Here is a 12512-nt window from a genome sequence, read left to right as displayed (position 1 = left end):
TCTTCATTCGTCGCTCCTTGTGCGATCATTTTAAAAGTCTCTACTCAAAATCTCGATTACTTTTGGGGAGGATTACAACATACGAACATCCCGGCCCTGTGCCGGGATTTTTGTTTGGCACGCCGGAAAGTGTTCGAACCGACAAGAGGTTCGAAGGGGTTTTACCCCAATTCTCCGGACAACCTGGCCAAGGGCGGATTGCCCAACGTAAGGCCTGTTCACTCTGATTTAATTATTACTGCTTGCATTTTTCTATAAATCTATAGATTCTATAGAGCTACAGAATTGCCGCCGGCATCCCGATGCAAACACCCGACAAACCTACAACCCGCTACGCTCACCGACATGAACGCGCGGTGGCCGCTGCCGCAGCCGTGTTTGCCGACAAGGGTTTTCACGGTGCCAGCACCCGGGATATCGCTGAAAAACTCGGTATTCAGCAAGGCAGTCTCTACTACTATTTCAAGTCGAAGGAGGCGGCGCTGGAAGAAGTCTGCCTGACAGCCCTGAGGGACTACGTTTCACATATCGAGTCGATTGCCCGTCAACCCGGTGAAATTGAGAACAAGTTGAAAACCGCCATCGCCGCTCATCTGGCAAGCTACGAACACAACAATGAAGCCATGAAGGTACACAACGAACAGCGTCTGTATCTGCCCAAAGAGCGTCGCAAACAACTCAATAGGCTGGGCTCACACTATCGCCAGCAACTTGAGGGGATTTTCTGTGAAGGAGTCTCAAATGGCCAATTGCGCAAAGACCTCGACTGCCATTTCACGGCACTGTCACTGATCGGCCTGTGCAATTATTGGGGCGTACAATTACTGCGAAATACCACCCTGAGAACTGAGGAGGTGACAAAAAATTGTGCCGAGATACTATTGCTCGGCTGCCTCGCCGGGAAAACCGCAACCCCTGACACTGAGACCCGAACTGATATCCAGGTCAATTAGGAAACCCTCTATGACTCAGCAAAAAGCAACCAATGTACAATGGCACCATGGTGAAGTGACGCGCGATGACCGCTTTCGACTGATGGGACAGCGCGGCGCCACACTCTGGTTTACCGGGTTGTCTGGCAGCGGCAAAAGTACCATAGCCGTTGCGCTGGAGAGCAGGCTCCACGAGATGGGGAAACTCGCCTACCGACTGGATGGCGACAATGTTCGACTGGGCATCAACAAGAATCTTGGCTTCAGCGCAGCAGACCGTACCGAAAATATTCGCCGCATCGGCGAAATTGCCAAACTGTTTGCCGATGCCGGGATTATCTCTCTGTCGAGTTTCATCAGTCCCTATCGGGCGGACAGAGATGCTGTGCGGCAGCTACATAAAACGTCAGGGTTGGAGTTTATTGAGGTTTTTGTCTACTGTCCGTTGCAGGAAGCCGAAAAGCGCGATCCCAAGGGGCTCTACAAAAAAGCCCGCGCCGGTGAGATTAAAAACTTCACAGGTATTGACGACCCCTATGAAGCGCCGGAGAATCCCGAAATTCATTTGCAAACCGACCAGACAACCCTGGAAGAGGAAGTTGATACGATCATCAACTATCTGAAATCAAACCAGTTCCTTGCCGGCACATAGCCCTCAGTCGAACCCCGCAGAAGACCACTTGTTAAGTGAGTTCAGCAACACAACAACAGGAGATAGTATCTTGATCAGCCCCCATGGCTCAGACACATTGAACCCCCTCTTTGTTTACGATACAGAACAGCACCATCTGCTGCTGAAAGAAGCTGATGAGCTGCCTTCACTGCTGCTGAACTCGGCAGCCGCTGCCAATGCCGTGATGCTCGGGGCGGGCTACTTCAATCCCCTGGAGGGTTACATGAACCTGGCAAATGCCATGAGTGTGGCGGAAAAAATGCAGACCACTGACGGGTTGTTCTGGCCGGTACCGGTGATCAATCTGGCAAAGGATGTCAGCGCAATCAGGGGTGCCAAACGCATCGCCCTGCGCGATCCGAACTCCGAAGGCAACCCGGTGATGGCGATTATGGAGGTCGATCAGATTGAAACTGTGTCCGATGAAGACATTGAAACCATGGCCGAACAGATTTTTGGCAACCTGGACCCCGATCACCCCGGCGTGTCTACCTTCACCCATCTGGGCAACTACCTGATCTCGGGTAAGCTGCAGGTATTGAGCTTTAGTTATTTTCAGAGCGATTTTCCCGATACTTTTCGTACCGCTGTGGAAATTCGCAACGAAATCATCGAGCGCGGCTGGGAAAAAGTGATTGCCTTCCAGACCCGCAACCCCATGCACCGCGCTCACGAGGAGCTCTGCCGCATGGCGATGGAACGCCTCGACGCCGACGGTGTGGTCATTCACATGTTGCTGGGGCGGTTGAAAAAAGGCGATATCCCGGCGCCGGTTCGCGATGCCTGTATCCGTACCATGGTGGAACACTACTTTCCGAAAAATACCGTGATGGTCACCGGCTATGGCTTTGACATGCTCTATGCCGGCCCACGCGAGGCCGTGTTGCATGCCCTGTTCCGCCAGAACATGGGGGCGACACACCTGATCGTGGGCCGCGATCACGCCGGTGTCGGCGACTACTATGGCGCTTTCGATGCCCAGACCATCTTCGATGAAAACGTGCCGGCAAATGCCCTGGAGATCGAGATATTCAAAGCCGATCACACCGCTTTTTCCACCAAACTGGGCCGGGTGGTGATGATGAACGAAGCCGAGGATCACCAGAAGGAAGACTTTATCCTGCTGTCCGGTACCAAAGTGCGACAAATGCTGGGGGACGGTATCGCCCCGCCACCGGAATTTTCCCGTCCTGAAGTCGCCAGGATACTGATGGACTATTACCAGTCCGAGCACCATTAAGCGCCGTTTTTGGGCGGGGTAGCCATTGCCCCGCCGCGCTCATTCTCCAGACAGGAAACTCCCATGGCCGATATTGATGTCTTCAACGGCGATGCCGATGGTATCTGCGCACTGACGCAACTGAGACTGGCAGAACCTCGCGAGAGCACCCTGATTACCGGTGTCAAACGCAATATCAGCCTGCTGAAAACTGTCACGGCCCAGCCGGGCGACCGGATTACCGTACTGGACATTTCGATGGATAAAAATCGCTCCGATCTGGAGCGATTGCTGACGATCGGCGCAGAAGTGTTTTATGTGGACCACCACTTTCCCGGCAATATTCCGGAAACAGAAAGTCTTACTGTACTGATCAATGAAGCACCGGATACCTGCACCAGTCTGCTGGTCAACCAGCATCTGGGGAACGCTTTCGCCGCCTGGGCGGTGGTCGGCGCCTTTGGTGACAACTTCAATCAACAGGCACAGGCACAGGCCGACGAGACATTACAGTGCAGCGAGACCGACCTCAGACAACTGCAAAAACTCGGCATCTACATCAATTACAACGGGTACGGGGCATCGGTGGAGGATTTACACATTCCACCCGATGAGCTCTTTCGGCGGGTCAGCATGCACAGGGATCCGCTCGATTTTATCCACAGTGACAGCAAGCATTTCGATAAACTGGAAAATGGCTACCACAGCGATATGGCCGCAGCCGCTGGCATTGCAGCTGAAAAAGCATCTGCCACCACAGCGTGGTTCATCCTGCCAAACGAGGCCTGGGCCAGACGGGTCAGCGGTGTCTTCAGCAATCAACTGACCAATGACTATCCCGACCGGGCCCATGCCGTTCTCACGGAAACTTCCCGGGGCGACTATCTGGTGAGCGTGCGGGCACCGTTGAACAATCGTCGGGGTGCTGCCGATTTATGCCGCCGCTTCCCTACCGGCGGTGGCCGTGCGGCAGCCGCCGGTATCAATAATCTGCCCACCGGGATGCTGGCTGATTTTATTGATGCCTTCGAAGCCAGTTATCCCTGATCTCCATCTGTCGATATTATTCGACCGGGTACAGGGCGCTGTGCCGGTAGCATGTCGCCGCCCTCACCGATTAAACTGTATTGCTCATCACTCCGGTGAGCATCAGCGCACCGGTTAACCTCCGAGGAAGAACATGCTGCCACTCGACTTCCTTGCCCTACCTTTGATGGCCGCAGCAGCACTGATTTTTGTTGCCGTGTTTGCCGGGATTCTCTCGTCCCGGGTGGGCTTTCCCTTCCTGCTGGTTTTTCTCATTGTCGGCATGCTCAGTGGCGAGAACGGCATCGGAGGAATTCATTTTGACAATTTTGCCCTGAGTTTCTGGGTGGGCAACATCGCCCTTGCCGTGATTCTGGTGGATGGTGGACTGCGCACCGACTTTGCCACTTTCCGCACCGGGCTCAAACCTTCGTTGATACTGGCAACGCTGGGTGTGTTGTTGTCCGCCGGCCTCACCGGGCTCGCTGCCATGTGGTTGCTGGGGCTCAGCTGGCCAATGGCCATGTTGCTCGGGGCAATTGTCGGTTCCACCGATGCCGCCGCCGTGTTTTCACTGCTCAAATCCTGCGGTGTCAGACTCAACGAGCGGGTGGCTGCGACGCTGGAAATCGAGTCCGGCATGAACGACCCGATGGCGGTCTACCTCACCCTGACATTTATCGGTATCGCCCTGCTTTATAGCGCCGGCGAGGCGCTGGATTTCAGTGGCTGGACCACGCTGCTCAACCTGACACTGCAGTTTGGCATCGGCGGACTGATCGGCTACCTGGCTGGCATCGCCATGGCCAGTGCCGTCAACCGGATTCGGGGCATGCTCGACAGTGGTGCCGGGATACTCGCTCTACTATTGATGTCCGGGGGTATCGGCGTGTTTGCTTTCGCTACCTGGGTAGGCGGTTCGGGGTTTCTGGCGATCTATCTGTTTGGTCTGCTGGTGGGCAACCGCGCGCGCCGGAGTGTTCGCCAGGCGCTGTCTGCCATGGATGGTTTCGCCTGGCTGTCCCAGGCCCTGATGTTCCTGCTGCTGGGTTTACTGGTCACCCCCAGCGAGGTGACCAGCGACCTGCTTCCGGCACTGGGCATTGCGCTGTTACTGATTCTGGTCGCGCGCCCATTGGCTGTGTCACTGAGCCTGTTGCCATTTCACTTCACCCGCCGGGAAACATTTTTTATCGCCTGGGTGGGCCTGCGTGGTGCAGTGCCGGTAGTGTTGGCTATTTTTCCCATGATGGTGGAGCTGGAGGGCGCAAAAACTCTCTTTAACGTGGCCTTTGTGGTGGTGGTGACCTCGCTGCTATTGCAGGGTGGCAGTCTCGCATGGGTGGCGCGACGACTGGGACTGGTACTGCCGGAGAAAACCGACAGAAAAAATTTCCGCAGGGTATTCGGGGACTTTGTACTGGATGGCGGCATTCCTCTGGATGAGATCTGCCAGTTCTATGACCTGCCCACCCCCCCGGACGCCAACCAGAATCTGGGCAGCTGGATCGCCGGACAATTACGTCGGCCACCCATCATCGGTGACAAGGTGACCATTGGCACGGCTATCTTTGTGGTGCGACAACTCGATAATCGCGAGATCACGGTAGTTGGCATGAAGTTGCCGTCCTAGATATCCAGGCCGTTATTGATGTGACAGGGTTGATGGCGGCGATAACGGTGTTTGACAGGCCCGCTAGACCTGCTCGATTTCCACCAGAGTGCCGCAAAAATCCTTGGGGTGGAGAAACAGCACCGGCTTGCCATGGGCGCCGGTTTTCGGCTCGCCGTTGCCCAGCACCCGGGCACCGGCAGCGACCAGCTTGTCGCGGGCGGCAATAATATCCTCCACCTCGTAACACAGATGATGCATGCCGCCATCCACATTGCGCTCGAGAAATTTTGCCACTGGCGAATTTTCTCCAATCGGCAGCAGCAATTCAATTTTGGTATTTGGCAGGGTCACAAACACCACCCGGACACCGTGCTCGGCCAGGTCCATGGGGTCGGAAACAGTTGCGCCCAGCGCATCCCGGTAGGTGGCCACCGCCCTGTCGAGATCGGGGACTACAATAGCGACATGATTCAATTTGCCAATCATAGGGTTACCTTTTCATCGGGTTAAATTAAGCGCACTTGAGCAACGCTCAGAACGCTAGCCAAGAAAGGCCTCAACCAGTTGCTTTGCCGCCACGGTAGCCGGGATCCGGCCAGCTGTCACATCGGCTTCCAACCGATCCACCAGGGCTTTAACTGCCTCGTTTTCTTTCAGTTGGCTGAGCAGACTGTCCGCCGTTTCACTCCACATCCAGGCCCGCGCCTGAGCGGCGCGGCGGGACTCAATTTCGCCAGCATCGCCCAGCGTCTGTCGGTATTCCTCAACGGTTTGCCATATTTTCTGTACACCCCTCCCCTCCAGTGCCGAAAGCGGTTCAACCTGAACCTGCCAGTGTCGGCTGCGGGGATGCAGGAAGTGAGCCGCCATGCGGTAGTCCGCCACCGTCCGGTTGGCCGCCGCCTGCTGATCACCATCGGCCTTGTTCACCAGAATCAAATCCGCCAGCTCCATTATGCCGCGCTTGATGCCCTGCAGTTCGTCACCGCCCCCGGGCAATAGCAACAGCAAGAACATATCGGTCATCTGTGCCACGGCGGTTTCCGACTGGCCGACACCGACGGTTTCCACGATGATCACATCAAATCCTGCCGCCTCACAAAGCTGTATGGTTTCGCGGGTGCGACGGGTTACCCCGCCCAGGGTTTGTCCGGCCGGGGAGGGTCGTATATAGGCATCGGGGTGACGGGCGAGGGTTTCCATGCGGGTTTTATCACCGAGAATCGAGCCACCACTGAGTGCCGAAGTGGGATCTACCGCCAGCACAGCGAGCCGATGTCCCCGGCTGATCACATGATTGCCAAAGGATTCGATAAACGTCGATTTGCCCACGCCGGGTACACCGGAAATACCCAGCCGAATCGAGTTGCCGGTGTAAGGCATGATCAGCTCCAGCAAATGGGCTGCCTCATCCCGATGATCAGCACGGGTCGATTCGACCAGTGTTATTCCTTTCGCAAGGGCACGTCGATCGCCGCTGCGGATACCCTCGGCAAGCTCCTGGGGATTAATCTGCAAAGGCCATCTCCAAGCTAGTCAGACCATATCCATTTTACCCGGCCAGGGCCTGTTAACACTAATAAAGGCTGCCAAACCGGTTGCGGGCAGAGACCGGCAATTACTCAAATTCGATGATCGGCTGGTCTACCTTGAGGCTGTCCCCGACCTCCGCAGAAACAATTTTTACCACACCGTCGGACATGGCTCTGAGACTATTTTCCATTTTCATGGCCTCTACAACGGCCACTTCCTCTCCAGCTTTTACCTGGTCACCTTGCTTCACCTTGAGTTTCACCAGCAAACCGGGCATGGGGGACAACAGGAATTTGGACAGATCTGCGGGTTCCTTGACCAGCATATGCTGACGCAGCTCGGCAGTGCGCGGGGTGACCACATAGGCGTGCTTTTCTGCACCGCGATGAAACATCCTGAACAACCAGCCATCCCGATCCACCTGTATACAAACGGCCAGTCCGTTGATCACCGCCTTGAACAGTGGCTCACCAAGTTTCCAGTTCGTCTCCACCAGGTAGGTCGTGTCCTCCATTGTCGCCACAACTGGCTCCACCGAGGTATCGACCGAAATGGGATAGCAGGCTTCATCGCCCTCCATCATCACTACCCAATCATTGGAGGGACGGTATTCCAGGCTTGGCAACTGGCCTGTGATTAGAGCGCTGCGATCACGGAATTTCTTGTTGATCACTGCGGCAGCAACGACACAGAGTGCGGGATCTTCCTGGGGCACCAGGTCGGGGCTGAAACCCTCGGGATATTCCTCGGCAATGAAATTGGTGGTCAGCTTGCCAGCCACAAAGCGCGGGTGAACCATTAACGCATTGAGGAAACTGATATTGTGATTCACGCCCCGGATATAATAGGCATCCAGTGCTTCCACCATCCGCTGGGTGGCCTCCTTGCGGTCTTTGCCGTAGGTGATGAGCTTGGCGATCATCGGATCATAAAACATCGAGACTTCACCGCCCTCAAACACGCCGGTATCCACCCGGACACCCTCGCCCGTTGGCGGGCGATAGCGAACCAGTCTGCCCACCGAAGGCATAAAATTGCGGAACGGGTCCTCGGCATAGACGCGGGTTTCGATCGCCCAACCGGTCAGTTTCACATCGTCCTGGGTCAGTGGCAGTTTTTCACCGGCGGCGACGCGAATCATCAATTCCACCAGATCCTGGCCAGTGACCAGCTCGGTCACCGGGTGTTCCACCTGCAGGCGGGTATTCATTTCCAGGAAGTAAAAATTCATCTCGGCATCGGCGATAAACTCCACCGTACCGGCCGATTTGTAATCCACCGCTTTGGCCAGCGCCACGGCCTGTTCACCCATTTTGCGGCGCACTCCGGGGGTCAGAAAGGGCGATGGCGCCTCTTCAATCACTTTCTGATGACGGCGCTGGATAGAGCACTCGCGCTCGCCCAGATAAATGGTATTGCCGTGACTGTCGGCCATCACCTGGATTTCGATGTGCCTTGGCTCCTGAATGAATTTCTCGATAAAAACCCGGTCGTCGCCAAAACTGGAGCGGGCTTCGTTGGTGGCGCGTTCAAAACCGTCGCGGCACTCTTCATCGTTCCAGGCCACCCGCATGCCCTTGCCACCACCGCCGGCCGAAGCCTTAAGCATCACCGGATAGCCAATACCATTGGAAATCTCCACAGCCTGCTCGGCATCCTTGACCACATCGGTATAACCGGGAATAGTGCTGACACCTGCTTCCGCAGCAATCCGTTTGGAGGTGATTTTGTCACCCATGGACTCAATCGCTCTGACCCCGGGCCCGATGAAGGTAATACCCGCAGCATCCAGCGCCTGACAAAACAGTTTGTTTTCGGAGAGAAAACCGTAACCGGGGTGCACGGCATCAGCACCGGTCTGCTGGCAGGCAGCAATAATTTTTTCAATCACCAGATAACTTTCAGCAGAGGGCGAGGGACCAATGTGAACGGCTTCATCCGCCAGAGTCACATGCAGGGCATCCCGGTCTGCATCGGAGTAGACTGCAACCGTTCCGATACCCATTGCCTTGGCGGTGCGGAACACTCGACAGGCGATTTCACCCCTATTAGCAACAAGAATTTTTTTAAACATCACCGTCTCTTCTTTATTGTCTGCCTGCAGATTGCAGGCGTCTTCCCGATTTAGTGAATACAGGCGCTGGCAAATAGTTACAACGGAATATTGCCGTGCTTCCGCCAGGGATTCTCCAGATGCTTGTCGCGCAACATCGAGAGTGATCTCGCCACCCGTTTGCGGGTCAGGCTGGGCATGATCACATCATCGATAAAGCCGCGTTTTCCTGCAATAAAGGGGTTGGCGAATTTCTCCCGGTACTCCTGTTCACGGGCAGCAATTTTTTCCTGATTGCCGATGTCCTTGCGGAAAATAATCTCCACGGCGCCCTTTGGCCCCATCACCGCGATTTCCGCCGTTGGCCAGGCAAGATTGACATCGCCGCGCAGGTGTTTCGATGACATCACATCGTAGGCACCGCCATAGGCCTTGCGGGTAATTACCGTCACTTTCGGGACGGTACATTCCGCATAGGCGTACAACAGTTTGGCCCCGTGCTTGATGATGCCACCATATTCCTGTGTCGTGCCGGGCATAAAGCCGGGCACGTCGACAAAGGTCAGCACCGGGATATTGAAGGCATCACAGAAACGGATAAACCGGGCACCCTTTTTCGACGCATCAATATCCAGGCAACCGGCCAGTACCATCGGCTGGTTGGCAACCAAACCCACGGTAGACCCTTCGATGCGAATAAAACCAATCACCAGATTGGCGGCGTAGTCGGGCTGCAATTCAAAAAAGTCGCCTTCGTCCGCCACCTTTACAATCAACTCTTTCATATCGTAGGGCTGATTGGGGTCATCGGGAATCAGGGTATCCAGCGATGCTTCGGCTCGATCTGCCGGATCTTCCGTCGGCCAGACAGGAGGCTTTTCCTGGTTATTGGCTGGCAGAAAGGTAATGAAGCGACGCAACTTGACCAGTGCCTCAACATCGTTTTCAAACGCCAGATCCGCCACACCGGATTTGGACGAATGGGTGACCGCCCCGCCGAGCTGCTCCGCCGTGACTGTCTCGTGGGTCACAGTTTTAACCACATCGGGACCGGTGACAAACATATAAGAGCTGTCTTTCACCATGAATATGAAATCCGTGATGGCGGGAGAATATACCGCTCCACCGGCACAGGGGCCCATGATCATGGAAATCTGTGGAATCACACCGGACGCCATGACGTTGCGTTGAAATACATCGGCATAACCACCCAGGGAGGCCACGCCCTCCTGAATACGGGCACCACCGGAATCGTTGAGCCCGATAACCGGCGCGCCCACTTTCATGGCGTGATCCATCAACTTGCAGATTTTCTCTGCATGGGTTTCCGACAGGGAACCGCCGAACACCGTGAAGTCCTGGCTGAACACAAACACCAGCCGACCATTGACAGTCCCGTAGCCGATGACGACACCATCGCCGGGAATATGCTCCTGCTCCATGCCAAAATCGGTGCAACGATGCTCGACAAACATATCCCACTCCTCAAACGAGCCGGGATCCAGCAGCAGGTCAATACGCTCGCGAGCCGTCAATTTACCCTTGGCATGCTGGGCGTCGATACGTTTCTGCCCACCGCCCATGCGGGCTTTTTCACGCATGGCTTCCAACTGTTCCATAATTTCGTACATAGGGTTCTCCCGATCCTGGCTACCGAACCACAGGTCGGCAACACGTCATTCTGTTGTTCCAATTCTGTACACAAGCCTGTCAAATAGCCCACCTGCCGGTGAGCAGGCCGACAAAACAGGTTTTATTGTTCATTCAGCAGCGCAATTACCTCGGCAGCCGCTTTGGGAATATTGGTACCCGGCCCATAGATGGCAGCCACCCCCGCATCAAAAAGCTCCTGGTAATCCTGGGGCGGAATAACGCCGCCACAAATCACCTTGATCTCACTGCCACCTTCGGCACGCAGCGCGGCAATCAACTGGGGTACCAGGGTTTTGTGACCGGCGGCCTGTGAGGACACCCCCACCACATGGACATCATTCTCAATCGCCATGCGGGCCGCCTCTTCCGGGGTTTGAAACATCGGACTGATATCCACATCAAAACCAATATCGGCAAAGGCTGTGGCAATCACCTTGGCGCCTCGATCATGGCCATCCTGCCCCATTTTCGCCACCAACATTCTCGGACGACGACCGGCCCGTTCAGCAAAAGCCGTGACGCTCGCCTGAATAGCGGCAAAGTCCTCATCTCCTTCATAAGCAGAGCCGTATACACCACTGATGGTGCGGGTTTCCGCCCTGTGACGACCCCAGATTTTTTCCAGCGCAAAAGAGATTTCCCCCACAGTGGCGCGGGCCCGGGCGGCTTCTACTGCCAGTTCCAGCAGGTTGCCTTGTCCCGATTCAGCCGCGTCAGTGAGGGCGTCCAGGGCCTGCTGACAGGCGTTGCTGTCTCGATTCGCGCGCAGGGTCTGCAATCTTGCCACCTGCGACTCACGCACCGCACTGTTATCGATATTGAGGATGTCCACTGGCGGCTCTTCAGCCAATTGGTACTTGTTGACGCCCACAATCACTTCCTCACCACGATCAATCCTGGCCTGACGCAACGCCGCCGCCTGTTCAATGCGAAGTTTCGGCATACCGGATTCCACGGCCTTGGTCATACCGCCCATTTCCTCCACTTCGTCAATCAGAATACGGGCTTCCTTGACCAGCTGATCAGTGAGACTCTCCACGTAGTAGGAACCGGCCAGCGGATCCACCACATTGGTAATGCCGGTTTCCTCCTGGATCACCAGTTGCGTATTGCGGGCAATTCGGGCAGAAAATTCGGTTGGCAAGGCCAATGCTTCATCCAGTGCATTGGTGTGCAGGGATTGGGTGCCCCCCAGCACGGCGGACATCGCTTCGATGGTGGTCCGCATAACATTATTGTAGGGGTCCTTGCTGGTCAGACTGACACCGGACGTCTGACAGTGGGTGCGCAACATCAGCGAGTTGTTCTCCCGGGGATTGAATTTCTCCTTCATCAAGGTGGCCCATAGAATCCGCGCAGCCCGCAGCTTGGCAATCTCCATAAAGAAATTCATGCCAATGGCGAAGAAAAATGACAGGCGCGGAGCAAATTTGTCCACATCCAGACCGCTGGCAATCGCGGTGCGCACATACTCGATACCATCGGCAATGGTATAGGCCAGCTCCTGCACATTGGTGGCACCGGCTTCCTGCATGTGATAACCGGAGATCGAGATGGAGTTGAATTTTGGCATGTGCTGCGCGGTATAACCGATGATATCCGAGACAATCCGCATCGAGGGCGCCGGGGGATAGATATAGGTATTGCGCACCATGAATTCCTTGAGGATGTCGTTCTGCAAGGTACCCGCCAGTCTGTCCGGGGTCACTCCCTGCTCCTCGGCAGCGACAATATAATTGGCCATGACCGGCAACACCGCACCGTTCATGGTCATGGATACCGAGACCTTATCGAGCGGAATACTGTCG

11 protein-coding genes are annotated in these 12512 nt (G+C 55.5%); 6 read left to right on the top strand and 5 right to left on the bottom strand.

The window, feature by feature from the left end:
- From ACTF5G_RS08745 to ACTF5G_RS08720, 6 genes are all read left to right on the top strand, one after another.
- On the top strand, positions 1 to 258 hold a 258-nt coding region (locus ACTF5G_RS08745; RefSeq protein ID WP_438952437.1), incomplete at its 5' end, for a hypothetical protein.
- 44 nt (positions 259 to 302) lie between these two features.
- Positions 303 to 953 (top strand): TetR/AcrR family transcriptional regulator, encoded by a 651-nt coding sequence (locus ACTF5G_RS08740; RefSeq protein WP_438952436.1) that lies wholly within the window; start codon positions 303 to 305, stop codon positions 951 to 953.
- Positions 954 to 963: 10 nt separating this feature from the next.
- Positions 964 to 1584 carry an adenylyl-sulfate kinase gene (gene cysC, locus ACTF5G_RS08735; RefSeq protein ID WP_438952435.1) on the top strand — a complete coding sequence of 207 codons (621 nt, stop codon included), beginning with the start codon at positions 964 to 966 and terminating at the stop codon, positions 1582 to 1584.
- Between the two features lie 70 nt (positions 1585 to 1654).
- Positions 1655 to 2845, top strand: a complete 1191-nt coding sequence (sat, locus tag ACTF5G_RS08730) for a sulfate adenylyltransferase (RefSeq protein ID WP_438952434.1) — start codon at positions 1655 to 1657, stop codon at positions 2843 to 2845.
- Positions 2846 to 2908: 63 nt separating this feature from the next.
- Entirely contained in the window at positions 2909 to 3871 is a 963-nt protein-coding gene (locus ACTF5G_RS08725) for a DHH family phosphoesterase (RefSeq protein ID WP_438952433.1), read from the top strand.
- A 133-nt stretch (positions 3872 to 4004) separates the two neighbouring features.
- Complete coding sequence (locus ACTF5G_RS08720) at positions 4005 to 5483, top strand: potassium/proton antiporter (RefSeq protein WP_438952432.1); 1479 nt, start codon at positions 4005 to 4007, stop codon at positions 5481 to 5483.
- Between the two features lie 63 nt (positions 5484 to 5546).
- Here ACTF5G_RS08720 and mce read toward each other — a convergent pair whose 3' ends face one another.
- The 5 genes from mce to scpA form a co-directional block, all read right to left on the bottom strand.
- Positions 5547 to 5951 carry a methylmalonyl-CoA epimerase gene (gene mce / locus ACTF5G_RS08715; RefSeq protein ID WP_438952431.1) on the bottom strand — a complete coding sequence of 135 codons (405 nt, stop codon included), beginning with the start codon at positions 5949 to 5951 and terminating at the stop codon, positions 5547 to 5549.
- A gap of 54 nt (positions 5952 to 6005) precedes the next feature.
- A complete protein-coding gene (gene meaB, locus ACTF5G_RS08710; protein ID WP_438952430.1) occupies positions 6006 to 6983 on the bottom strand; it encodes a methylmalonyl Co-A mutase-associated GTPase MeaB in 978 nt (325 codons plus the stop codon).
- A gap of 100 nt (positions 6984 to 7083) precedes the next feature.
- Entirely contained in the window at positions 7084 to 9072 is a 1989-nt protein-coding gene (locus tag ACTF5G_RS08705; protein ID WP_438952438.1) for an acetyl-CoA carboxylase biotin carboxylase subunit, read from the bottom strand.
- Between the two features lie 77 nt (positions 9073 to 9149).
- Positions 9150 to 10682 (bottom strand): acyl-CoA carboxylase subunit beta, encoded by a 1533-nt coding sequence (locus tag ACTF5G_RS08700; protein ID WP_438952429.1) that lies wholly within the window; start codon positions 10680 to 10682, stop codon positions 9150 to 9152.
- Between the two features lie 122 nt (positions 10683 to 10804).
- Positions 10805 to 12512, bottom strand: a 1708-nt coding sequence (scpA, locus tag ACTF5G_RS08695) for a methylmalonyl-CoA mutase (RefSeq protein WP_438952428.1), incomplete at its 5' end; no start/stop codon positions are given.

The organism is Porticoccus sp. (assembly GCF_965660005.1).
GTDB lineage: Bacteria > Pseudomonadota > Gammaproteobacteria > Pseudomonadales > Porticoccaceae > Porticoccus.
This window is presented reverse-complemented; position numbering and strand designations above follow the sequence as displayed.

Bases quoted from the DNA above. Each gene is read 5' to 3' on its own strand.
- ACTF5G_RS08740 (WP_438952436.1), top strand. From the start codon at position 303: ATGCAAACACCCGACAAACCTACAACCCGCTACGCTCACCGACATGAA.
- cysC (WP_438952435.1), top strand. From the start codon at position 964: ATGACTCAGCAAAAAGCAACCAATGTACAATGGCACCATGGTGAAGTG.
- ACTF5G_RS08725 (WP_438952433.1), top strand. From the start codon at position 2,909: ATGGCCGATATTGATGTCTTCAACGGCGATGCCGATGGTATCTGCGCA.
- ACTF5G_RS08720 (WP_438952432.1), top strand. From the start codon at position 4,005: ATGCTGCCACTCGACTTCCTTGCCCTACCTTTGATGGCCGCAGCAGCA.
- mce (WP_438952431.1), bottom strand. From the start codon at position 5,951: ATGATTGGCAAATTGAATCATGTCGCTATTGTAGTCCCCGATCTCGAC.
- ACTF5G_RS08705 (WP_438952438.1), bottom strand. From the start codon at position 9,072: ATGTTTAAAAAAATTCTTGTTGCTAATAGGGGTGAAATCGCCTGTCGA.
- ACTF5G_RS08700 (WP_438952429.1), bottom strand. From the start codon at position 10,682: ATGTACGAAATTATGGAACAGTTGGAAGCCATGCGTGAAAAAGCCCGC.